At 75.2% G+C, this 22,404-nt stretch carries 19 protein-coding genes; all 19 read right to left on the reverse strand.

Translation table 11 applies throughout. The features are described from left to right. Positions 1–107: 107 nt before the first annotated feature. Complete coding sequence (gene dhaM, locus AB0Q96_RS36945; RefSeq protein ID WP_365333357.1) at positions 108–512, reverse strand: dihydroxyacetone kinase phosphoryl donor subunit DhaM; 405 nt, start codon at positions 510–512, stop codon at positions 108–110. Then, the gene (gene dhaL, locus AB0Q96_RS36950; RefSeq protein WP_365333442.1) at positions 509–1,138 is read right to left on the reverse strand and encodes a dihydroxyacetone kinase subunit DhaL; all 630 of its coding nucleotides are present in this window, start codon (positions 1,136–1,138) and stop codon (positions 509–511) included. The genes dhaM and dhaL overlap by 4 nt, the downstream gene beginning before the upstream one ends. 5 nt (positions 1,139–1,143) lie before the next feature. Next, positions 1,144–2,136 carry a dihydroxyacetone kinase subunit DhaK gene (gene dhaK, locus AB0Q96_RS36955; protein WP_365333359.1) on the reverse strand — a complete coding sequence of 331 codons (993 nt, stop codon included), beginning with the start codon at positions 2,134–2,136 and terminating at the stop codon, positions 1,144–1,146. Between the two features lie 109 nt (positions 2,137–2,245). Continuing rightward, entirely contained in the window at positions 2,246–2,869 is a 624-nt protein-coding gene (locus tag AB0Q96_RS36960; protein ID WP_365333361.1) for a zinc ribbon domain-containing protein, read from the reverse strand. A gap of 487 nt (positions 2,870–3,356) precedes the next feature. Next, positions 3,357–3,935: a phage tail protein gene (locus AB0Q96_RS36965; protein ID WP_365333363.1), complete on the reverse strand. Its 579-nt coding sequence runs from the start codon at positions 3,933–3,935 to the stop codon at positions 3,357–3,359. Beyond that, on the reverse strand, positions 3,932–5,905 hold the full coding sequence (locus AB0Q96_RS36970) for a putative baseplate assembly protein (RefSeq protein ID WP_365333365.1): 1,974 nt from the start codon (positions 5,903–5,905) through the stop codon (positions 3,932–3,934). Before AB0Q96_RS36970 ends, AB0Q96_RS36965 begins: the two co-directional genes overlap by 4 nt. Then, positions 5,905–6,327 carry a GPW/gp25 family protein gene (locus AB0Q96_RS36975; protein WP_329418259.1) on the reverse strand — a complete coding sequence of 141 codons (423 nt, stop codon included), beginning with the start codon at positions 6,325–6,327 and terminating at the stop codon, positions 5,905–5,907. Before AB0Q96_RS36975 ends, AB0Q96_RS36970 begins: the two co-directional genes overlap by 1 nt. Next, positions 6,327–6,644 carry a PAAR domain-containing protein gene (locus AB0Q96_RS36980; protein WP_365333368.1) on the reverse strand — a complete coding sequence of 106 codons (318 nt, stop codon included), beginning with the start codon at positions 6,642–6,644 and terminating at the stop codon, positions 6,327–6,329. The genes AB0Q96_RS36975 and AB0Q96_RS36980 overlap by 1 nt, the downstream gene beginning before the upstream one ends. A gap of 69 nt (positions 6,645–6,713) precedes the next feature. Then, entirely contained in the window at positions 6,714–8,531 is a 1,818-nt protein-coding gene (locus AB0Q96_RS36985) for a VgrG-related protein (RefSeq protein WP_365333369.1), read from the reverse strand. Further along, entirely contained in the window at positions 8,528–9,253 is a 726-nt protein-coding gene (locus AB0Q96_RS36990; RefSeq protein ID WP_365333371.1) for a LysM peptidoglycan-binding domain-containing protein, read from the reverse strand. The genes AB0Q96_RS36985 and AB0Q96_RS36990 overlap by 4 nt, the downstream gene beginning before the upstream one ends. An 85-nt stretch (positions 9,254–9,338) precedes the next feature. After that, positions 9,339–9,764 carry a phage tail protein gene (locus tag AB0Q96_RS36995; RefSeq protein ID WP_365333373.1) on the reverse strand — a complete coding sequence of 142 codons (426 nt, stop codon included), beginning with the start codon at positions 9,762–9,764 and terminating at the stop codon, positions 9,339–9,341. A 37-nt stretch (positions 9,765–9,801) separates the two neighbouring features. Further along, a complete protein-coding gene (locus tag AB0Q96_RS37000; protein ID WP_365333375.1) occupies positions 9,802–10,092 on the reverse strand; it encodes a hypothetical protein in 291 nt (96 codons plus the stop codon). A 2,890-nt stretch (positions 10,093–12,982) separates the two neighbouring features. After that, entirely contained in the window at positions 12,983–13,141 is a 159-nt protein-coding gene (locus AB0Q96_RS37005) for a DUF6760 family protein (protein ID WP_365333377.1), read from the reverse strand. Further along, positions 13,138–13,635 (reverse strand): hypothetical protein, encoded by a 498-nt coding sequence (locus tag AB0Q96_RS37010; RefSeq protein WP_365333379.1) that lies wholly within the window; start codon positions 13,633–13,635, stop codon positions 13,138–13,140. Before AB0Q96_RS37010 ends, AB0Q96_RS37005 begins: the two co-directional genes overlap by 4 nt. After that, on the reverse strand, positions 13,632–14,072 hold the full coding sequence (locus AB0Q96_RS37015) for a phage tail protein (protein WP_329418251.1): 441 nt from the start codon (positions 14,070–14,072) through the stop codon (positions 13,632–13,634). Before AB0Q96_RS37015 ends, AB0Q96_RS37010 begins: the two co-directional genes overlap by 4 nt. A 69-nt stretch (positions 14,073–14,141) precedes the next feature. Beyond that, positions 14,142–15,707, reverse strand: a complete 1,566-nt coding sequence (locus AB0Q96_RS37020; RefSeq protein WP_365333381.1) for a phage tail sheath family protein — start codon at positions 15,705–15,707, stop codon at positions 14,142–14,144. Positions 15,708–15,868: 161 nt separating this feature from the next. After that, positions 15,869–18,097 carry an ATP-binding protein gene (locus tag AB0Q96_RS37025; RefSeq protein WP_365333444.1) on the reverse strand — a complete coding sequence of 743 codons (2,229 nt, stop codon included), beginning with the start codon at positions 18,095–18,097 and terminating at the stop codon, positions 15,869–15,871. A 299-nt stretch (positions 18,098–18,396) separates the two neighbouring features. Further along, positions 18,397–19,101: a DUF4255 domain-containing protein gene (locus tag AB0Q96_RS37030; RefSeq protein ID WP_365333385.1), complete on the reverse strand. Its 705-nt coding sequence runs from the start codon at positions 19,099–19,101 to the stop codon at positions 18,397–18,399. Then, positions 19,098–22,277 (reverse strand): hypothetical protein, encoded by a 3,180-nt coding sequence (locus AB0Q96_RS37035; protein WP_365333387.1) that lies wholly within the window; start codon positions 22,275–22,277, stop codon positions 19,098–19,100. Before AB0Q96_RS37035 ends, AB0Q96_RS37030 begins: the two co-directional genes overlap by 4 nt. Between the last annotated feature and the right edge of the window lie 127 nt (positions 22,278–22,404).

The raw sequence follows: 22,404 nt of genomic DNA on the forward strand, positions 1-22,404 counted from the left end.
TGCGACCTTCACTTCGCTGCGCTCGTTACGGGCGCCGCCACGTCCGGACACCCCCTACCCCCGCTCCGGCACCGGCCCCCTCCCCGCCGTCGTCGGGCGGCGCTCCGTCACTCCTTGCGGTACGCGTACGCCTCCGCCGCCGCTGCCGTCACCGCGTCCAGGTCCGCCCCGGTGCTCGCCGTGACCAGCGCGGCCACCGCGCCCTCCACGAACGGGGCGTCCACCAGACGTGCGCCCTCGGGGAGCTCGTCCCCCTCGGCCAGCAGGGCCTTCACCGTGAGGACCGCGCTGCCCAGGTCGACCAGCAGAGCCACCCCGGCACCCCCGTCCGCCGCCTTCGCCGCCTCCGCGATCAGCTCCGCACTGGTGCCCAGACCGCCGTCCGGAGTGCCGCCCGCCGGGACGATCGGCGCCGTGTCACCGCCGCCCGCCAGGCCCCGGGCGAGCTCCGCCACCGCCGTGGCCACCGCCGCACTGTGCGAGACCAGGACGATGCCCACGCGTCCGCTCATGCCGCCACCTCCGCGAGTGCGCCGACGAGGAGCGCCGACGACGTCGCCCCCGGATCCTGATGCCCTACGGAACGCTCACCCAGGTAGCTCGCCCTGCCCTTGCGTGCCCGCAGCGGTACGGTCGCCAGCGCACCCGCCTCCGCCGCCTCCCGGGCCGCCTCGAACGAGGTGCCGAGCGCCTCCGCCGCCGGCACGAGCGCGTCCAGCATCGTCTTGTCGCCCACCTGCGCCCCGCCCAGCTGGGACACCGCGGCCACCCCCGTACGCAGCGCCTCGGCGAGCGCGGCACGCGAGACCCGTTCCTCGTCGCCCAGCGCCTTGCCCGTCCGGCGGAGCAGCGTCCCGTACAGCGGTCCCGACGCCCCGCCGACCGTGGAGATCAACTGCCGGCCGGCCGCCACGAGCACCGCCCCCGGCGTGGCCGGTGCCTCCTTGTCCAAGGTCGCCGTCACCGCGGCGAAACCACGCTTGAGGTTGGACCCGTGGTCGGCGTCGCCGATCGCCGAGTCCAGCTCGGTCAGTCGGTCCGCCTCACGGTCCACCGCCTCAGCCGCCCTCCCCAGCCAGGCCCGGAAGAACGTGGCGTCATAGGCGTCGTTGGTGTCGTTGGTGTCGTGGTTGTTCATTCTGTTCACCGGCCCCAGCGCAGCGCGGTCGTCTGTACCGGCGCGTCCCACAGGCGGACCAGCTCGTCGTCCGCCTCGCACAGCGTCACCGAGCAGCCCGCCATGTCGAGTGACGTGACGTAGTTGCCTACCAGCGTGCGGGCCACCGCCACACCACGCTCCTTGAGCACCCGCTGCACCTCCGCGTTGAACCCGTACAGCTCAAGGAGCGGAGTCGCGCCCATCCCGTTCACCAGGAGCAGCACCGGGCCCTTCGGCCGCAGGTCCTCCAGGACCACCTCTACGGTGTAGTCGGCGATCTCCCGCGAAGTCATCATCGGGCGCCGCTCACGGCCCGGCTCCCCATGGATCCCGATGCCCAACTCCAGTTCTCCCGGGGGGAGATCGAAGGTCGGCGAGCCCTTCGCCGGGGTCGTGCACGCGCTGAGCGCCACCCCGAAGCTGCGCGACCGCTCGTTCACCCGCCGCCCGATCGCCTCCACCCGCTCCAGCGGCGCGCCCTCCTCGGCCGCCGCCCCGGCGATCTTCTCCACGAACAGCGTGGCCCCGGTGCCCCGCCGCCCCGCCGTGTACAGACTGTCGGTCACCGCCACGTCGTCGTCGACCAGAACCTTCGCGATCTGCACGCCCTCGTCCTCGGCGAGCTCCGCGGCCATCTCGAAGTTCAGGACGTCACCCGTGTAGTTCTTGACGACGAACAGCACCCCCGCGCCGCTGTCGACCGCGGCTGCCGCCCGGACCATCTGGTCCGGCACCGGCGAGGTGAACACCTCCCCCGGACACGCCGCCGAGAGCATCCCCGGCCCCACGAACCCGGCGTGCAGCGGCTCGTGCCCCGAACCCCCGCCCGACACCAACGCCACCTTCCCGGCGACCGGCGCGTCCCGCCGCACCACGACCCGGTTCTCCACATCGACGTTCAGCTCCGGGTGCGCGGCGGCGATCCCGCGCAACGCGTCCGCGACCACGGTCTCCGGAACATTGATCAACATCCTCAAGGGTGTCTCCTCGTGGGGCCGGTGGATCAACCTGTGACCTCGGCAGTATCGACCTTGCGGGCCGGAAGGTCACGGAGATCGGCGAGGTGAGCCACCGGAACCGGCCGCCTCACCCCCGCTGGAAGAACTCCACCTCCGCCAGCGCCAGATGGCGGCCCCCGACCAGACCCGCGGGCGAGTTCAGGACCAGCCTGACCTTCGTCACCTCGCTGATCCCGGTGGGGAAGGTCTGTGAGCCCGGTTTGTCGCTGAGCGTGAAGGACTCGTGGACGGTCGTCCCGTCCCGCGTCGTCGCCTCCATCTCGATGCGCAGCGCCCGGCCCTGCAGCGCGTACCGCTCCGGGTCCGTCGACGCCCCGTTCGTCACGATCACGTCCACCAGCCGGAACGGCTCGGCGAACGTGTACGTCACCGAGGCGCCCGCCCCCGGCGCCCCCCAGTAGCGGTTGTTGAGCCCGTCGATCGTGTCGCCCACCGGATGGCCCCGTACTTCCGCGCTCGCCCGCACACCGGTCGGCGTCACCGGCTTCGCCTTGCCCAGCTTGTCCCGCGTGTCCTCGACCAGACGCCGGCCGGCCGGGAGGAGCAGCAGCGCCGCCGCGCACAGTGCCAGGACCACGACCAGGACCGTCAGGAAGCGCACCGCCCGGCCCGAACCCGCGCGCACCCTGCGGCGGAACGGCCAGACCGTACGCCACCAGGGCAGCGCGACCGGTGCCGTGGACGGCGTCAACGGCGCCGCACACCGGCGGCAGAAGCGCCGGTCCGGCGCGTTCGGCGTCCCACACGCCGGACACGGCACCCCGACCACCACCTCCTCCACCGGCACCGCCCGCACCTGCGGCCGCGCCACCACAGCCCTCGCCGGCTGCACCGGACGGGGGGATGCAGGGGGAGCTGGGGAGGTAGGCGGCGCCGAGGAGGTAAGGGCTGCAGGGGAGGTAGGCGGTGCCGAGGAGGTAGGGGGTGAGGCGGGAGGTGCGGGTGTGGGGTGGGTGGGTTGCGGGGGAGTGTCTGGTGCTGGTGCTGGTGCTGGTGCTGGTGCTGGTGCTGGTGTGGGTGTGGGTGTGGGTGTGGGTGTCGGGGGGCGGCTGGCCGTGTTCGGCTGTGGGGGCGTTGGGCTTTCCGGGGGCGTGGAGCCTTCCGACCAGCCCAGGTACGCGCCGCAGTTGCCGCAGAAGTCGTCCGTCACGCCGTTCGGCGTGCCGCACGCCGGGCACTCACGCATGGGGTTCGGCTCCTTCGGCGGGGGTGGGCGGGCCGGGCAGGACCTCGACCCGGCAGGCCGTGTGGACCGGGCAGAGGGTGCGGACCAGTGCGCGGACCCTGTCCGCGTCGACCGTCTCCTCGCGGTCCGGCCACACCCGGACCAGGATCTCCTCGGCCGGAGGCGGCGGCAGCGGGGTGCCGGGGGTCCTGGACCAGGTGGCCGCGCCGTCCCCGTGGACCTCGGCCGACACGCCGAGGACCAGGCGCAGCGCGTCGACCAGTCCGCGCCGGGTGCCGCGTCGCCGGTGCAGTTCGACCGCGCCCGCCACCGCCTCGCGCCGGAGGTCCAGGGGCCACCGGGGGTCGTCGACGCCGCCCACCCACGTGGCCAGCCAGGACAGGAAGTCGCCGGGGGTCAGGCGCGGGTCGAAGTACGAGGGCAGGTTGTCCAGGGTCGCGAAGACCGGGGCCAGGACCGTGTCGAGCCCCGCCGTGAAGCGCTGCGCGAAGTCGTCCTCGGCGTACATCGCGGGCAGCTGCTCGCCGATCGGGTGCCGGCTGGGCAGGCCGGGGACCGCGGCCCGGGTCATGCCCCCTCCTCTTCGGCCAGGGCCGTCACGACGACCTGGTGCTGGTAGGAGAAGACCAGCGCGCCCGCGCCGACGTCGATCCGGTCGACAGGGGCGCCGCGCCGCCCGGTGACCGGGTCCGCGGCGAACAGCCGGATCTCCTCCACCAGCACGTCCCCGACGGCGCGTTGCAGAACGCCGAACACCTCCCCGTACTGCACGGGCCGCCCGAACGCCCACCCCGTGCCCTCGGGGCCGCCCCGCAGCGGATCGAGGTGCCGGAACAGCGCCGCCAGCGCCGCCTCCCGCACCCGGTCCGTCTCCGCCGCGGGCGCGGAGAGCCGGGCCACCACGGTCACGCCCTGGTAGAACGGCGGCTCCACGACCAGGCGGGTGCCGATCAGGCGCCGTTCGTCGAGGGCCTTGGTGACCGTCCCGAGCACCTGGTCGGAGGGGATCAGCTGCTCGAAGCGCAGCCGGTCGCCCTCGTCGGCCACGGCATCCGGCACCACCAGGACCCGCACCGCTCCCGCACCGCCCTCCGCGGACGCGGGCAGGCACCGGACCCTCCGCACCGACGGCGCCGCCTGCCGGGCGATGATCTCGTAGTCCTCCGCCGTCACCGCGCGCTCCTGCATGCGCAGCGCCTCCGGCGCCCGCAGCCGCGCGTTGTCGAGCGTCTCCCCGGCGACACCGCCCCGCGCGGCCTCCCGGTTCCCGACCCTCGCGACGTACGGCACGGAGCTGCGCAGCACCGAGATGGCGCCCCGCGCGACATTGCCCGACGGTCCGCCGCCGGTCCGGTAGCGGGCCACCCGGACGTGCGCGCCCTTCGGCGGCACGGCCCCCCGCGCGCCCAGCGTGCCGTCCGGCTCGCGCAGCACCGGCGGGAACGTGAACTCGCCGAGCGTCGCGTCGACCCGCACGTGCCGGGCCTCCGGGCCCGAGCGCCCGAAGTGCTCCACCACCTGCCAGCGCTGCCACCCCTCGGGCGACGACACCTCGACGACGGGCGGCTCCCCGTCCAGCAGCACCGGCGGGCGGCCGAGCCGGAAGCTCTGCCCCGCCACCCCCTCCGAGATGCCGAGCGGCACGTCCGTCACCGTCTCCGCGTGCTCCACGGTCATCGTGCCCCCGATGGTGAACACGGCAGCCTCGCGCACCGTGGGCGACTCCGAGTAGAACGGCTGGCCCGGCTCCGCCTCCGTCACCCGGCAGCGCAGCCAGCCCGCACGGGTCCCCGCGATCACCGAAGCCGTGTGCCCGGCCGGGACGTGCACGATGACCTCACCCGGCCGGTTCAGGCCGCCCGTGCTGTCCGCACCCGTCTCGCACCGCCGCCAGCGACCGCCGTCCCACGCCTCCCAGACCAGCGGCGGCTGCCGCGGGTCCACACCCACACCCCGCACCCGGCTGTCCAGGCGCACCGCCACCACACAGCGCGGCACCGGCGCCGGCAGCCCGAACAGCAGCGCGTCCCCCGGCTCCGGTGCCGCCTGGAAGCACGGGATGTCCCGCCCCTCGGCGAGCGGACCCGTCACGTCGGTCTGCCCGCCGGACCGGGGCGCGGTCACCAGCCGCGTCAACTCGCTCGGGACGATGCGGAGATGGTCCACCGTCGCGAAGACCACCCCCTCGTCCCCCTCGTCCGGACCGCCGGCCGCGGTCGTCACCTCGGTGCCCGCCGGCAGCGTCACCGTGTCGGGCTGCGGCGCCGACAGCCAGAAGTCGACCTCCGCCACGGCCGCCGAGGGCGGGAACAGCCGGATGCCCAACAGGTCCAGAAAAGCCAGGTAGTTCTTGTCCGGGACCCGGTTCAGGCGGTACAGCAGCTGGTCCACGAGGTACGCGAAGGTCTCGATCAGAGTCACGCCCGGGTCGGACACGTTGTGGTCGGTCCACTCCGGGGCGCGCTGCTGCACGTACCGCTTCGCCTCGTCGACGAGCTGCTGGAACCGTCGGTCGTCCAGGTTCGGGGAGGGCAGTGCCATCAGTCCTCGGCCATGTTCCCGGTCCCCTCCTCGGAGGGGATCGTGTAGAAGGGGAAGACCAGATTGCGCCGGTCGTTGGTCGTGCGCACCGTGTAGTGCACGTCGATGTAGAGGGTGCCCGCGTCCACGGAGTCGAAGGCCACGACGACCTCGTCCACCACGATCCGCGGCTCCCACCGCTCCAGCGCCTCGCGCACCCGCTGCGCGACCCGCCCCGCGGTGTCCCCGTCGCCCGGGGCGAACACGTACTCGTGGATGCCGCAGCCGAACTCCGGCCGCATCGGGCGCTCGCCGGGCGCGGTCCCCAGCACCAGCCGGATCGCCTCCTCCAGCTCCCGCTCCCGCTCCACCATCACGATCCCCCCGGTGGGGCCGACCCGCAGCGGGTAGCCCCAGCCGCGCCCGATGAACCGCTCGCTCATCACACGCCCCCGATCAGCACGTTCGACGCGCCCATGAGGATCGTCGCCCCGCACGCCGTCCGGTCGCGGGCCCGCGCCGCCGGCAGCCCGCCGATCAGGACCGCGCCCGCCACGAGGCCCGCCGGACTGGGCAGCACCACGTTGGCCGGTCCCGTCGCCGCATGCGGCGGGACGACACAGACGTGCAGGCTGCCCACCACGGCGGCGGGCAGCCCGCCGATCAGCACCGTCGCCACGCGCACGGCGGCACCGGGCGGCGGGGTCGCGATCCGGCCACCGTGGTCGGTCGGATCGCCGGTACGGGCCGCGGCTGGCATCTGGACCTCCTGGGGGAGAGTGGGGGGAGGGGGAGAAGGGTTGAGGGGGGAAGGGTGGGTTTGTGGGGGCTAGTTGATGCGGATCAGGCGGGCCTTCAGGACCGCTAGCAGGCCGCCGTCGACCGTGACGTCCGCCGTGCCCGCCACCCGTACCGTCCGCCCCCCGACGCGCACCCCCGCCGTGGCGTCGATGTCCACCTCGCGGCCGGACACCTTCACCGTGCCCTGCCGCGCGTCCAGCGTGATGCCGTCCCGGTCCAGCACGACGGAGCTCACCGGACGGTTCCGCCCGGCGTACACGGTGACCTCGATCCGGTCCCGCCGGTCGTCCAGCCGCACCTCCAGCCGCTCGTCCCCGGTCACCAGACGCAGCCCCGAAGGGCCGGGCGCCGGGGCGTCCAGCAGCTCCACGCGATGGCCCGAACGGGACACCACCGAACGCCGGTTGACCTTGCCGCTGGTCCGGTCCACGAGCGGCACGTCGTGCGGCGACGGCTCGTCGACCCCGTTGTAGAGGCCGCCGATGACGTACGGACTGTCCAGCAGCCCCTGCTCGAAGCCCACGAGCACCTCGTCGTTCACCTCGGGGCTCACCACCCCGCCGCCGCCCTTCCCGCCCCACTGCACGGTCCGCACCCAGTCCGTGACGTACGTGTCGTCCAGCCAGGGGAAGCGCAGCCGCACCGCCCCGCGCTGCGAGCCGTTCGGCTCCCGCACGTCCGTCACCACCCCGATCGCCAGACCCGGGATGCGCGGCCCGCGGCCCGGGGCGTTCGCCCCCGTCACCAGACCGGTCAGCGAACGGTCCGCGCTCGCACTGACCCAGACCGTCGTGCGGTAACCGCCGTGCGGCTCCAGGACGTGCTGCACCGCCGTCGCCGTGTACCGGCCCGAGAACGCCGCACCCACATTGCCGAGCGCCACCGCCTTGCCCGCTCGGAGCAGCGGATTGCCCTCGGCCACCGCCTCCAACTCGCCGTAGCCCGCGCTGATCTGGGCCGCCGTGGCCCCCGCCACCGCTGTCGTCTCGGCCTGCGTGCGGTACGGCGTGTCCGTCACCGTCACGGTCGCCGCGCCGAACCGCGCGGCGGCCTGCGGACCGAGCCCCGGCACCACCGTGTCGCTCACCACCGCCGGCTTCTCCGCCACCAGCGGGCGCTTGGTCGTCACGTCCCAGCCGCGCACCCGCACCTGCGCCGCACCGTCGGCGGCCGACAGCGACGCCCGCAGCGCCAGCAGGTTGCGCCCGTACTCCAGGACCATCGGATGACGCGTCGCCGACGTCGACGGAGCCGGCGCCCCCGACGCCTTCACGGGGCGGGTGAACTGGAGCAGTCCCTTGTCGTCCACCCGTACCTGGGCACCGCTCTCACCGGCGAGGAACTGGAGGAAGTCCCAGTCGGAGACGTTCGCCTGGGACAGCTGCCGGTACGTCACGGGCGCCGCCTCCACCTTCCCCACGGTGAGCCCCGCCCCGGCCGCCACCTTGCGCACGATGGCCGCCGCCGTCATGTTCCGGTACGCCACGACCTTGCGGCCCCGCTGCAGCCGGTGGGCCTTGGAGTACGCCCGGACGACCGTGAACGAACCCGTACGGTCCCGGTCCAGCTCCAGGGCCGTCACCTCACCGTTGAACAGGCGCTCCCGCGCCAGGCCCTTCACCGTCACCACCGACACCTTCAACGGGCTGCCGATCGTGATGCCGGTCGCCTGGAGGAACTCGTGGTCGGGGTCGCGGTACGTGAGCACCGCCGTGTCCGGCAGCGCCACGTTCTCGTCGATCACACAGCTCACCAACTGCGCGGCCCACACCGGCGGCAGTTCACCCGGTGCCTCCACGATCGGATCGGCCGCGAACGACCGGCCCCCGGCGTCGGACGTGCTCATCGACCCTCCTCCTCGTCGTCCGCGTCCCGCGTCCCCGGCACCACCAGCTCGGTGCCCGGCACCAGCGCCATCGGATCGTCGATCCCGTTCGCCTCCGCGATGACCCGCCAGGCCGTCGCGTCGCCGTACTCGTGCCAGGCCAGCATCGCCAGGCTGTCGCCCGCCACCACCGTGTGCGTGCTGCGGGCGGTGCGCGCACCCGATGTCGGGTTCTGGCCGGCGGGGTCGACGCTGGCCTCCTCGATGGACAGCGCACAGGTGGCCCGCAACGGCTTCCCGTCCACGTCGAACAGCGTGTACGTCACCGACAGGCTCGACAGCACCCCGTCGAACGACGTCGTCCGCGCGTTGCCCCATTCGAAGCGCACCCACGGACTCGCCGGCTTCTTCCGGCCGAGACTCGCCGGCGTCGGCACACACGCCTTCATCAGCTTCTCCACCGCCTGCTCCACCGAGTTGTCGTGCGTGGCGGTGGCGTCCAGGAAGACCTCCAGGCTGAGCGCGCGCGGCCCGCTCCCCACGAACTCCGGCAGCGCCGACTGCCCGGCCATCCGGGACGGCGACCGCCGCCACTCGGTGGTCTTCCGCAGCTCCAGCGACGACGGGTTGAACTGGAGGTCGAGCCGCGCGATCGTCCCGCCGGGCTTGGCCCCGACCGACGCGGGCGGCTCCTTCAGGGTGAGCTGGGCCCTGGCGCGGCTGGCGCGAGCCGATGCGGGCATGGCGTGGGACTCCTTCCGGGGCGGGACGGACACGGGACGGAAACAGGGCGGACGCGGGACGGACGCGAGGCGGGGAGGCCGGTGGTCAGGTGGGCAGCAGGCCCGCGTGGGCGATCTCCAAGGTCTCCATCGCCGCCGCCGAGTTCGCCGGATCGAAGGAGGGGCCCTGCCAGCGCACCGGCACGATCCCGAAGACCTGCCAGCTGATGATCCGGCTCAGATCCGGCCGCAGCGCCACGATCTCGCCGTCCTTCGGCTCGACCCTGCGCAGCGTCTCGTCCAGCCAGCGCCCGATCTTCGCCGTGTCCGCCGTCACCGGCCGGGTGAGCGTGATGTTCGACCAGGTGACGCGCCCCGGCAGCTGCCAGGTGAAACCGTTGTTGCCGCCCTCGGCGTAGCTCTCCATCTCGACCTCGGCCCCCATCCCCGAGCACGTGTGGAACGCGCCCAGGTCGTTGCCGCCGATCGCCAGCCGGAAGAACACGCTGGTCGCGAAGATGCTGTCGGTCATCGGTCCTCCGCCGTCCGTTTCTCGTTCGTTCGTGTGCTCAGCGGCGCCCGTCGAAGGGCCTGCCCGCGCGTTCCCGGCCGCGCCGCAACTCGGTGCGCAGCAGGCGTGCGACCGGTTCGATCAGCCGCCGCGCCAGATCGTCCAGCTCGGTGTCCGACCCCTGGGGCGCCGTCTCGCGGGCCTTGCCGGACCGGGCCGCGGCCGGGGTCGTGGCCGTGGCCGCCTGGACCGGGCGGGCGCCGCCTGCCGGCGGGTCCGGTTCGCCGCCGCCCGCGGCGCGTTGCACCGGTGCGGGCCGCGCCACCGGAACCGGGTGGCTCGGGGGCACGCCACCCTTCCCCACCGGCGCAGGCGCCGGGGCCGGTGGGGCTGCGAGGGGAGGCGGCTGGGGGCCGGTCACGGGGAGAGGCGTACGGTACGGGCCCGGTCCGCCGCCGGCGGAGCCCGGCACGCTCGGTGCTGCCCGGGGCCGGTCCGCCGCACGCTGCACGGGAGGCGTGGACGCGGGCGGCGGGTCGGGCCAGCGCGCCGGGACCACGGGACTCGGCGCCGGGTCCTCGCGGGACGCGACCGGGGCCCCCGTGTCCCCGACGTCCAGCCCGAGAGACAGCTGACGGGCCGACAGCAGCCGCAGGACAGGTGTGCTGGCGCCGCCGTCGTGGGGGCGGGTGCTGCCGCCATCCCTGACGGGGCCGGGGACGACGAGGGGTACGGACGCGGAGTCGCCGGCTGTGGTGCGCCGCACGAGCGGGGGAGCGGCGGCCGGAGCGCCCTCAGGCCGGTTCGGCACGGCGCGCTCGCCGTCCGCCCCCCACAGCGGCGCGGGCGGCGTTCCTTGCCCGGGCGCACGCTGTACGTCGGCGGGGGAACCGGTGCGCGTCGTGCCGGACCGGGACGGCGGGGCGGAGAGCAGAGCCGCACTCGCCGGCAGCGAGGCCAGTGGAGCCCCGAGCCCGCTCCGTACGCGAGGCCCGGCACCGGCGTTGGAGTCGGTCGCGGGCTGTGCGGAATCCTTGGGCCGTCGTCCTACGGGCGAGGCCGGGGCTTCGGCGGTTTCCTCGGCTTGCCGCTGCACCACCGGCATCCTGGGACCGGACGCCGTTCCGCCGTCCACCGGCTCGGCGGTGGGCGGCAGTTCGGCCAGTGGCTCGCCCAGCGGCGCCCGGCTCGCGCGTCGGGCGACGGGGGTTGCCGGGGGTCCGGAGACGGCGGGCTGTGCGTGCGGGGGTGCGGCGGGGGTGGGGGCGACAGTGGCAGTGGCAGTGGCAGTGGCAGTGGCATGGGCAGCGGCCGGGGGTGTCACGACCGCCACACGACGCCTGGGCATCAACGGACTTCGGGCGACGATCGACGCCTTCCCGACGGTACGGGGGCGCACCACGGCACGGGGGGCGCCGTCGCCGGACGGGCCCTGTGGCCGGGTGGTGCGGGGGCCGTCGGTGGATGGTGATGCCGGGTTCTGGGGGGTGGTTGCGGTGGAGGTCCCCGGGACCCCGGTGCCGGGCGTCCGTGCCTCTGCCCCGCCGCGAGGGCGGGAATTGCCGTACCCGGGCGCCGACGACGAGCGCGAGCTCTGTGCGCTGCCGGCCGGCGTGCGCTGCGCGACCCGGTCCGCCGTCGCCTCGGGGACGACGGCGATGCGTCGTATCAGCGGGAACTCCGGGAGGACCGGAGTCGGGGGCGGGGCCGGGGTGGGTGCGCGGAGGGCCGTGCCTTCGCCGCTTGCGGACTCGGCCCGTTGCACGGCGGCGCCCAGACCGTCCGGGGCGAGAAGGCCCCGGCTGCCGGGTGTGGTTCCGGGCCCGCCCGGAAGGGGCCGGGCGGCCGTGTCGCCCGCCGCCGGGCCGGAGGCGGGCGGTTTGGCCTGGGCCCGCTGGACGGAGTCCGGCCGATGGGGCGGCAGGGCCCGGCCGCCGTCCCCGCCTCCCGAGGGGGTAGGGGTTTCTCCGGACCGACCCGAAGCCGAGGAGCCAGCACTTTCTACGGGGCCCGGTGTAGGTCCCGGGCCCTTACCCGAGGCCGGGGTGAGGGTTTCCCCTTCGCGGCTTGAGGACGGATTGGCGGTCTTGCCGTCCTGTCCTGGGGACGGGGTGCGGGTTGCCCCCGCGCGCCCTGAACGCGGGCTGACGGTCTTCCCGTCCTGCCCTGACGCCGGGCCGGCGGTCTTCCCGCCACGCCCCGAAGGCGGGTTGGCGGTCTTCCCGTCCTGCCCTGACGCCGGGCCGGCGGTCTTCCCGCCACGCCCCGAAGGCGGGTTGGCGGTCTTCCCGTCCCGCCCTGAGGAAGGGCCACGGGTCTCCACGACCCTGTTCGACGACGGGCTCGGGGCTGCGTTCCCGGTCTCCCCGCCCGCCCCTGAGGGGCGGGATCGGGTCTCTCGGGTCGCTCCTCCCCGCCCGGACGAGGCGTTGGGCGTTTCCCCGCCCCGCCCCGACGAAGCCCTTCGTGTCTCCCCGCCCCGCCCCGAGGGCGAAGCCCCCGTCTCGCGGTCCGCTGGTCGCTCGGTGGCGGCCCGCGCCACCACCGGCCCGGGCGGGCCGACGGCGGCGGCGCCCTGCGGTGCGGGGGCGGAGGTCGGCGTCACGGTCGATGGGGTGGCAGCAGGGGAGTCCGCCGAACCGGCGCCCGTCAGCGGCGCTTCGGCCGTCCCCGTCCTCGTCCCCGCCTTCGTCCCCGTCCCCGTCCCCGGCGACGCCGCGTCGCCCGGTCGTGTCGCGGCCCGTTGTACCACCCCGGGTGCCGTCGGCGACGCGGTGGAGGGCGTGGGCGAGGAAGTGCTCGGGGTGGCCCGATGCTGTCCTTCGGGGGCCGTGGTCTCGGGCTCCGTCCCGTACGGGGTGAGGGCGCGGAGGAGGAGGGGGCCGCCGGTGCTGTGGGTCGGTGGGGTGGTGGTGGGGTGGGCCACGCCGTGGACGAGGCCGGGTGGGGCGGTGGGGGCCAGGGCGTGGGCGAGGCCGGTGTCGAAGGCCGGGTTCTGCCAGGCCGCGAGGCCGTCGCGGAAGACGAGGCCGTCGCTGACGGCGAGCGGGGCGCGGGAGACGGTCAGCCGGGGTCCCGTCGTCATGCGCCAGCCGCCGTCCCAGTTCCCGGGCACGCCGGAGTCCGGTGCGGCGGCGTCCTCGGAGGCCGCCGGGCCCGGTGCCGGGGGCTCCGCGGGAGCCGTGCCCCGGGCGGGCGCGGCGGCGCGCCGCCGCAGCCTGTCCCGCCATGCCATCTGTTCAACCGCCTTCGTTCACACGGGTGTTGATACGGGCGATCTCGGTGACCCAGTCCTGGCGTTCGCGATGGGTCAGGTCGAGGATCTCGTCGCGCGCCCAGTGGAAGTGGTAGGCGATGTACGCGATCTCCTCCCGGAGCCGGGGGAGCGCGTACGTCACGATTCCCCCAGGCGCCCACCGGAGAGGTCGACCTCGAAGCCGCCCTCGCAGTGCGGGCACGTGACGGCCGCGCGGGTGTGGCCCTCGCTGTTGACGCGCCGGTAGAAGTCCTGGAGGAACGCGACGTCGGTCGCGTACATCCGCTCGACGATCCCCGCGTGCACGTCGGTGAGCGTGCCGAGCCGGGTGATCACCTGGCTGAGCAGTACCACGCTCAGGTACGCGGGGTTCTCCTTGACCCTCAGGTCGATCTGGGGGCGCAGTTCGTCCCGCGCGGTGGCCAGGCGCATCGCGCCGTGCCGGTGCAGGGTGCCGTCCTCGTCCACGTACCCGCGCGGTAGTTCGAACTCGAAATCGGTGCGCAGTCCGTGGTCCTGCCGCGGCGCCGGTGCGGCGGGCGCGGGGGTGGGGGTGGGCTGCTCGGGGGCCGTGGCGGGCGCGGTGGCCTGGAGGATGTCCTCCAGGCTGCCCGCCGTCACCGTGCGACGCCTCATTCGACGATGATCTCCTCGAACACGATGGTCACGGTCTCGGTGGCCCCGGACGACTCGCCGGCCTTCAGGGAGGGGCCCTCCCACTTGGAGGCCCAGCCCTGCATCAGCTGGATGCGCCGGACGGTCGAGCCCGTGCTGTCCTTGATCTCGATGGTGATGTTCTGCCGGGCGGCGTCGACGGCCCCGTTGTTCAGGGTCTCCTTGATCCACTTGGTGAACTCGCTGCTCTTGTCGAGTCCCCGCGTGATCGTGATCTCGCCGGCCTGCCGGGCGCCGGGCTGCTTGCGGATGATCTGCTTGCCCGTCGAGCTGACCTGGCGGACCTCGACGACCTCCTCCTCGACGCTCAGCCCGCTGATCTCCTGGATCGACTCGACCAGGTAGCCGCCCAGCTGCACGCCGAAGACGTGGGTGGAAAGAGCATCGCCCTCTGCCATGACTGCCTACACCTCTCTCACTGGCTCACGGTCCCGCTGTCCGGTCCCGCTGTCCGGTCCTGCTGTCCGTCACTCGTCGACGAGACTGGTGCTGTCCGAGAACTGCGCCAGCCGGAACACCACGAACTCGGCGGGCTTGACGGGCGCGACGCCGATCTCGCAGACCACCCGGCCCTGGTCGATCGACTCCTGCGGGTTGTTGTCCCGGTCGCACTTGACGTAGAACGCCTCGGCCGCCGTCCGGCCGAACAGGGCGCCCCGGCGCCACTCCTCGGTGAGGAACGCCGTGACGTTGCGCCGGATGCTGGACCACAGCCGGTCGTCGTTCGGCTCGAAGACCACCCATTGGGTGCCCAACAGGATGGACTCCTCCAGGTAGTTGAAGAGGCGGCGCACGTTCAGGTAGCGCCAGGCCGGGTCGGAGGAGAGGGTGCGGGCACCCCAGATCCGGATGCCGCGGCCGGGGAACGCGCGCACGCAGTTCACGCCGATCGGGTTGAGCAGGTCCTGCTCGCCCTTGCTCAGCTTCAGTTCCAGGTCCACGACGCCGCGGATCACCTCGTTGGCGGGGGCCTTGTGCACGCCGCGCTCGGCGTCGCTGCGCGCCCACACGCCGGCGATGTGCCCGCTCGGCGGGACGGTCGCGTTGCGCCCGGCCGCCGGGTCGAAAACCCGCACCCACGGGTAGTAGAGCGTGGCGTGGCGCGAGTCGTAGCCCGCCTCGTCGTTGCGCCAGCGGCGCACCTGCTGGGCGGAGAGACCGGGGGGCGTGTCCAGGACGGCCACCCGGTCGCCCATCTGCTCGCAGTGCGCGATCACCGCGAGCTGTACCGTACGCACGCCCTCGGCGTCGATGTCGCCGCGCTCGTACGCGCTCATCAGGTCCGGCACCGCCACCATGGTGATCTCGTCGATCGTCTCCAGGCCCGCGAAGCCGGTGCGCGCGTCCGCGTCCCCGACGTACTCGGCCGCGTCGAGACGGGCCGCGTCGCCCTGCGCGGCGGGCGCCGACGCCGGCGCGGGGGCGGCCGGCGCGTCGGGCAGGGCGACCGTCTGGGCGGCGGGCCGGTTCTGGGTGGCCTCGCGCTGCTCGGCGACCTCGATGAGCCGCGAGCCGCGCGCCTGGGTCACGAAGTACCCCTTGACGCTCTTGCGGGTGGACACGTCGAAGGTCTCGGCGACCTGGTCGCCCTGGCGCACCAGGACCCGGAAGCGGTCCTCGGGCGGGTTCTCGCCCTCCACGTCGGCGATCTCGACGGACACGCCGGTGACCCCGGGCCGGGCCGAGACGAGGAAGCCGCCGAGCTCGACCGGCCGGGCCGCCGGGAGCTCCCGAGGACCGGACGCGGACGCCCCGGCGCCGTCCGGCGTGGACCCGCCGATCCGCACGATGTACGCGGCGCCGCCGCCGTTCGCGAAGTACCCGTGGACCGCGAGGGGCAGAAAGGCGCCCGCCGTGAACCCGCCGAACGACTGGGTGTACTGGTCCCAGCTGGTGACCAGGGTCGGCTCGTGGAAGGGCCCGTTCTGGGCGAACCCGAGAAACGCGGCGACGGCGGTGCCGACCCCTTCGATCGGGCGAGCACCGGACTGCACCTCCTCCACGTACACGCCCGGGGTGAGGTACGTCGGCATGCTCGCTCCTTCGGTCGGCTTCCTTCGGCCACGGGTGGCGCCGCGCGGTGATCAGCTTCGCCCCAGCCTTTCCGGCGGGCGTCGGCGGCGGCAGGGGCACACGGACCTGGCCGGGGGCATCCGCGCTGCCCTCCCCGGACGCCCGGGGCAGCCGGGGCGGATCACGCGTGCGCGACCCGGGACAGGTACGGTCCGAACTCGCCCTCCAGGACGAGACGGCCCAGCTTGCGGTACTCCTGGGCGACGGCCGTCACCAGTTGCACCATGGTCAGCGGCGCGCCCGCCGCGGCGGCGGCGTAGGCGGCGGTCACCGCGCAGGCCCGGATCGAACCGCCGGCCAGCTCGAACCGGTCCGCGCAGAAACGGAGATCAAGGTCGTCCGCCCGGGGCAGCAGCCCGCCCAGGCACCGTTCCCACAGGGCCAGCCGCTGGGCGGCGTCGGGCACGGGGAAGTCCGCGATCACGTCCAGCCGGCGCGTGAACGCCTCGTCCAGGTTGGCGCGGAGATTCGTGGTCAGGACGGCGAGGCCGTCGAAGGACTCCATCCGCTGGAGCAGGTACGCCGACTCGATGTTGGCGTGCCGGTCGTGGGCGTCCTTCACCTCCGCCCGCTTGCCGAAGATCGCGTCGGCCTCGTCGAACAGCAGCACCGCGTTGACGGCCGCCGCCTCCGTGAAGATCCGCTCCAGGTTCTTCTCGGTCTCGCCGACGTACTTGTCGACCACCGTCGACAGGTCCACCACGTACAGGTCCATGCCGAGATCGGCCGCCACGACTTCGGCGGACATGGTCTTGCCCGTGCCGGACGGGCCGGCGAACAGCGCGATCACCCCCCGACCGCGCCCGCCGCCCGGGCGCATCCCCCACCCGCCGAGCACCTGGTCGCGGTGGCGGGCCCGCACCGCGAGCTCCCTCAACTGCCGGTGCGTCGCGGCGGGCAGCACCAGATCGTCCCAGCCCACCGCGGGCTCCACCCGGCGGGCCAGCCGGGCCAGTCCCGCGCCGTTCTGGGCCCGCACGGCCGCCCGCAGGTCGCCCGCTGCCACCGGCCGGCCGTCCAGCGCGGCCGTCCGCACCGCGGCACCGGCGGCACGGCGCAACTGCCCGGCGTCGAGCCGGTGCGCGGCCACGGACCGCGCGAGCGCGTCGGCGTCGCTCGGGCCTCCGTCGTACCCCGAGCTCGGGCCCCCGTCGAACCCTGCGCTCGGGCCTCCGTCGTACCCCTCGCCCCGGCTCGCGTCGTACGCCTCGGCCGGCCCCGGCTCGTACGCCGTGGCGCCGAGCCCCTCGCCGTACGCCGTGGAGCCGGGCCCCGCCCCGTACGCCCCCGCCCCGTACCGCGCCGTCGCCCGCTCCAGGGCGTCCCGCCAGCGGGCCGCCTGCCGGTCGGGGGAGGGGGCCGCCACCGCCAAGGTGACGGGGGTGTCGGCGGCCCAGGCGGGCTCCCAGCCGCTCGTGCCGTACGTGAACAGGGGGATGCCGCGCAGCTCCGCGCAGAACGTGCGCAGGACGCGGGCCCGTTCGGCGGGGTGGTCGGGCAGCTCCTCCAACGGCCCCAGCAGCACCCCGGCACCGGCCAGGCGGGCCTCGCGGGCGACGGTCCGGGCGAGCGCGGGCACCGTGCCGACGGGCCGGCCCAGGGCCGCCGCGTCCAGCGGCAGCGAGCCGAGACCGCGGGCCCGCAGCGCGGCGGCGGCGAGCCCCGCCGGGTCGCCGCCGTGGGAGCGGAGGTGGACGTGGCCGTGGCCCGAGGCGACGACCGCCCGGTCCCGTTCGCCGGGATCGGCGGCCGGGTCCTCGGGGGCCAGGCCGAGGACCTCGGCGAGCGACGCGTCCGGCGACGGGTCGCCGAGCAGGTGCGCGGTGACCCGGTCGGGCACGGTCAGGACCCGCGACAGCGGCGGCCGTTCGGGCTCGCCCACCTCGACCAGGCCCCCGGCGACGAGCGGAGCGGCGGGGGAGAGCCGGAACCGCGCGGCCGGGACACCGGTGCGGCCGCACAGGTCGAGCGCGAGCCCGACGGTGGGCCGACGGCGCGTCAGGTCGTCGTTGAGATAGCCGTACAGCTGCTCGAACCGGGCGTCGACGTCCGGGGCCAGGGCGATCAGGAGCAGGTCGAGGTCCAGCGGGGCGAGCGCGAAGCGGGCGGCCAGGACGTCCAGCGGCGAGCCGGGCGGCGGGAGTTCGGGCGCGAGTGCGGGGAGGCGGGGGTCGTACGGCGGGTCGAGGACGCGCGCGACGGCCTCCGGCGTCAGGAACTGCCCCCGGTAGGGGTTGTCCGGGTCGGGGTCGACGGCCACCCGCCGAGCCACGGCCCCCCGCACCCGCTCCTCGACGAGCCGCAGACGGCTCCAGAGGTACGGGACGGGGGCGACCCCGGCGGGGGCGATCCCCCGCGGGCCGTCCGGGTCGGGCGCCTGCGCGGCAGGCGCTGCGGGTGGCCGCGGGCCGTCCAGGGGGGTCGGCTGCCGGTCCTCCGGGTCGGGTGGCTGCGGGACATGCGGTGTGGGCGCCTGCGAGAGGAGCGGTGCGGGCGCCTGCGTGGCGGGCGGTGCGGGGGCCGGCTCCCCCGCCTGGTCCCCTCCCCGGGTCGCGGTCCGCGCGGGCGCCGGCTCCCCCGCCTGGCCTCCTCCCCGGGTCGCGGTCCGCGCGGAAGCCGGGCCCCCGCCCGTGGCGGGGACGGTGCTGGTCACGGCTGGCGTTCTCCTCGGCGTCGGCGGGCGGGGGTGGGGCGGCGGTCCCGGGGGCCGCCGAGGCCCTCGTCCGGGCCGGGCGCGTCGACCTCGGTGTAGCGGAGGCGACGGGTGTCCTCGGCGTCGGGGACGGAGCGCGGCGCGGCGCGGACGACGAGGCCGTCGGTGACCGGTGGGGCCGTGAGCCGGCTGATACCGGCCAGCGGGGCCCTGACCCGTACCCCGATCGACGGCTTCAGCTCGCCGCCGAGCGCCGACCAGACGTCGGAGGCCGAGGGGGTGTCGGGCCCGGTGGCGCCGGCGTCCAGCGGTACGTGCAGGCCGAGTTCGGCGAGGGTCCCGCCGAGCAGCCGGGCCGGGAGGTCGTCGCGGGCCGTGAGGCAGACGAGGACCTGGGAGAGCAGCCGGTGCTCGTCCTCGGGGCGGCCGGCCCACGCGGACACCAGGTACGTCAGCTCGAACCAGCGGGGAGGGGTGCGGCGCGCGACGACGAACCCCTCCTCGTCGTAGACCTCGCCCGCGCCGCTGCCGCGCCGGGCGTGGTCCTCGCGGATGTCGTACAGGAACACGCAGACCGTGGGCGTGCTGCGGCGCGCGGCCCAGTCGCGGGTCGGGGCGTCGAACACCACGTCGACGCCCGCCGCCTCCAGGCCGGACTCCGTCAGGAGGCGGCGCAGCGCCTCGTCGACCTCGTGGATCATCGGCGGGCCACCACGTCGGGCGGCTGCACCGTGCCGCTGACCACGAGGAAGTCGGTCCGCACCGGGCCGAAGCCCGGCCCGCTCGCGGTGATCACCCGCGGCCCGGTCTGGTCCTTGGCGAGGATCAGCAACTGCCCGATGAAGGTGCCGTCGGGGCCGGGCACGGTCGGTGCCGCCGCGGCGGTGATGCCCGGCCGCCAGGTGAACCGTACGGGCGCGCCGGGCGGGAAGTCCTTGCCGCGCACCGAGGTGACGAAGCCGGGCTTGCCGATCGGGGGCACCGCGACGATCCGCGGCTGGAGGACGCGGATCCGCTGCCGTGCGGTGTTGTCGCGGAGGTCGGCGTCCGTGCCGGTGGTGGTGAGCACGGCGGTGGCCCGGGAGGTGAAGGCGCGGTCGGGGCTGAGGACGACCTGGAGGACGACGCGGGCGCCCGGCGCGAGGTCCGGCAGCGCGCAGTTCCAGCCGCTGTCACAGCCGGGCGGCGGCCCGTTGTGGGGGACGCCGGGCGGCAGGCCGACGCGCAGCCGGAGGCCGGTCGCGAGCGCGGCGCGCCCGTTGCGGACCGTGTACGTGACGACGACGCGCCCGCCCACGTACCCGGGCAGCGGCTGCGCGGTGATCCGTACGCCGGGCCCGGCCCGTGGCGCGGGCGGCTCGGGCGGTGGCGGGGGAGTCGGGGTGGGGGGCGCGGAGGTCGTCGGCGGGACGGTCGGCGTGGGCGTCGACGGCGAGGGCGAGGGGGTGGGCGGCGCGGCCTCGCGGACCGGTACGAGCGTGCGGCCCGCGTTGTCGCTCGGGCGGGGGTCGAGGACGGCGCCGGTCACCGACCAGTCCACGAACTGGTCGCCCGGCGCGGTCCCGGTGAACGTGACGTCCACCGGGACGTCGCCACCGGGCGGCACGATGCCGAGGGCACAGGTCAGGGCCGCCGCGTCACAGGTGGCGCCGGGCGCGGTGAGCGCGGTGACGGTGAGCCCCAAGGGGGGCGCGAGGGTGAGCCGGGTGCCGGGCGAGGCCGCGGGGCCGGCGTTGACGACGTGGACCCGTACGATCCCGGGCACGCCGACGGTCAGCGGCGGGACGATGTCCGGCGCCCGTACGGCGAGGTCGACGGACTGCTGCACGGCGGGTTCCTTCTGGCGGCCCGGCAGGCCGGCGGTCAGCGGGGTGAGGGCGCCGGTCGCGAGGTCCACCAGGTGCAGCTTCTCCGGGCTGTTCGCGGCCGCCGCGGCCCGGGCGCTGATGACCAGGCTCCGGCCGTCGGCGGTCCAGGCCGCGTCGCGCGGCTGGTGGGGCCCGGTGTACGTCGTGTCGGGCAGCTCGCGGTGACAGGCCCCCGGCACGTCGCGGGCGGCTTCGGGCAGCAGCACGCGGCAGCCGCCGTCGAAGGCGTCGGCGTTCACGGGAGCGAGCAGGAGGCCGTTGCGCTCGTCGACCAGGCCGCCGCCGTTCTTCCGGTTGAAGGCGAGGAGGGTGCCGTCCGGGGAGAACGCCGGGCTGTCGTCGATGACCCGGCAGCCTTCCGGGCACATGACCGAGCTGAGGTCGCGCTGCAGGCCGAGCCGGTCGACGGGCACGGTCCAGACGTGCTTGTTGCCGCCGTTGCCGTCGATGACCTGGTTGCGGGTGAACGCCAGCGTCGTGCCGTCGGACGACCAGGTGGGCTGGGCGTCGCCGCCCACCGCCTGCCCGGCCGGCGGGACGATCTCCCCTCGGAGCGCCCCGGTCGCGGCGTCGGCGATCAGGATGCGTCCGGGGCCGGAGGCGTCGCCCACCCCGCCGGGGGAGGTGCGGGTGAAGGCGAGGAGTCTGCCGTCGGGGGAGAACGTCGGGTCGGTGTCCCAGTCGCGGGGGCCCCGCCCGGCCAGCGGCAGCGCCGCCTCGTTCGTGCCGTCGGCGTCCGCCGTCCAGATCCGTTCGATCCGGGCGTCGCGTGGGCCCTCGAAGCGGGTGAACACGATCCGGCGCCCGTCGGGGGTGTAGTTCTGCCGCTCGGTCCACGGATCGAACCCGGGGGCGGGCCGGAACAGCGGGTCCCGCCTCGGATCGGTCTCGGTGTCGGCGGCCGGGTCCTCGTTGAGGACGGGCCTGCCGAGGTCGCGCGGATCGGAGCCGTCGGACCGTACGTCCTGGAGGGTCACCTCGTGCGCGTCGGCCGCCGTGATCCGCTCGACCACGGTGCCGCCGCCGTCGGGCGGGCCGAGCCAGGTCGGCGAGCCGACCTCGCGGTTCTCGCTGAGCACCACCTCGGGCGTGGCGTCCGTGCGGGCGGTCACGCGGAAGACGTGGTCCCAGTCGCCCTCGCAGTCGCAGGTGCGGTCGGGGCTGAGGAACAGCACCCTGTTCCCGTCGGGCATCCACGATGCCCCGTGGGTCCGCCACTGCCCCGGTGTGCCGGCGAACAGCGCCCCGCCGGTGCTCCCGTCGGTCCACCGCAGCCGCGGGACACCGTCGCGGGTCGCGGTGTAGGCGATCAGCTCCCGGTGCGTGGCGTCGTCCACCGGGTTCCACACGGGCTCCGTGGCGGCGCCCTGGGCGGGGTCGCTCACCAGGGTGGCGTCGCCGCCCTCCAGCGGGCGGACGTAGACCTGCCGACCGAGGACCGGGTCGGCGTCGCTGGAGTACGCGAGCCGCGCGCCGTCCGGCGAGACGGTCGGGTGCTCCTCGTTCGCGGCGGTGTCGGTGAGCCGGTCGGGGCCGGACCCGTCGGTGCCCACCCGCCACAGGTCGCGTTGTCCGCCGCCGGGCGGGGCGGCGTCGAAGACCACCGCGCGCCCGTCCGGGGTGAGCCGCGGGTTGGCCGCGTCGAAGCCGCTGGTCAGCCGGTCGACCGAGCCGTCCGCGGCGCGCAGGTAGATCTGCGGGGTCTTCTCGTCGCGGCGACTGGCGAACACCAGCACGTCGCCCAGCGCGGCCGGCTGGACGTCCAGATGGGTCGGGGCCTCGCCGAACAGCGGGGCGCTGGTGGTGCCGCTCGTCACCCGGCCCAGACTGCGGTGCCGCGTCCCCGCGTACGCGACGCGGACGTCACCGGCGTCGGCGGCCCGAGGGCCCGCCTCCGCCCGGTCGGGGGCGGAGGCCGCGGTCACCGCGAGCAGGGGGACCAGCAGCAGCATGGGCGCGCCGACCCTCCCCCAGCGGTGCCGTCGGCCGCCGGAGCCGCCCGTGCTCATCACGGTCCACCTCACAGTCGGGTGCAGCAGGGTCCGTACGACCCGCCACCCTGCCCGCCGGACGGTACGGCCCGGCAGGGCCCCCGGGGCCGCACCCGGGGGAAGTGCCCGGTGTGCTTTGGGGCAG

The sequence above is a fragment of the Streptomyces sp. NPDC093111 genome, assembly GCF_040683955.1.
Classification (GTDB): domain Bacteria; phylum Actinomycetota; class Actinomycetes; order Streptomycetales; family Streptomycetaceae; genus Streptomyces.

Excerpts from the sequence above, each read along its gene's own strand:
- dhaM (WP_365333357.1), bottom strand. The coding sequence starts at position 512 with ATGAGCGGACGCGTGGGCATCGTCCTGGTCTCGCACAGTGCGGCGGTG.
- dhaL (WP_365333442.1), bottom strand. The coding sequence starts at position 1,138 with ATGAACAACCACGACACCAACGACACCAACGACGCCTATGACGCCACG.
- AB0Q96_RS36965 (WP_365333363.1), bottom strand. The coding sequence starts at position 3,935 with ATGACCCGGGCCGCGGTCCCCGGCCTGCCCAGCCGGCACCCGATCGGC.
- AB0Q96_RS36970 (WP_365333365.1), bottom strand. The coding sequence starts at position 5,905 with ATGGCACTGCCCTCCCCGAACCTGGACGACCGACGGTTCCAGCAGCTC.
- AB0Q96_RS36975 (WP_329418259.1), bottom strand. The coding sequence starts at position 6,327 with ATGAGCGAGCGGTTCATCGGGCGCGGCTGGGGCTACCCGCTGCGGGTC.
- AB0Q96_RS36980 (WP_365333368.1), bottom strand. The coding sequence starts at position 6,644 with ATGCCAGCCGCGGCCCGTACCGGCGATCCGACCGACCACGGTGGCCGG.
- AB0Q96_RS36985 (WP_365333369.1), bottom strand. The coding sequence starts at position 8,531 with ATGAGCACGTCCGACGCCGGGGGCCGGTCGTTCGCGGCCGATCCGATC.
- AB0Q96_RS36990 (WP_365333371.1), bottom strand. The coding sequence starts at position 9,253 with ATGCCCGCATCGGCTCGCGCCAGCCGCGCCAGGGCCCAGCTCACCCTG.
- AB0Q96_RS36995 (WP_365333373.1), bottom strand. The coding sequence starts at position 9,764 with ATGACCGACAGCATCTTCGCGACCAGCGTGTTCTTCCGGCTGGCGATC.
- AB0Q96_RS37010 (WP_365333379.1), bottom strand. The coding sequence starts at position 13,635 with ATGAGGCGTCGCACGGTGACGGCGGGCAGCCTGGAGGACATCCTCCAG.
- AB0Q96_RS37015 (WP_329418251.1), bottom strand. The coding sequence starts at position 14,072 with ATGGCAGAGGGCGATGCTCTTTCCACCCACGTCTTCGGCGTGCAGCTG.
- AB0Q96_RS37020 (WP_365333381.1), bottom strand. The coding sequence starts at position 15,707 with ATGCCGACGTACCTCACCCCGGGCGTGTACGTGGAGGAGGTGCAGTCC.
- AB0Q96_RS37030 (WP_365333385.1), bottom strand. The coding sequence starts at position 19,101 with ATGATCCACGAGGTCGACGAGGCGCTGCGCCGCCTCCTGACGGAGTCC.
- AB0Q96_RS37035 (WP_365333387.1), bottom strand. The coding sequence starts at position 22,277 with ATGAGCACGGGCGGCTCCGGCGGCCGACGGCACCGCTGGGGGAGGGTC.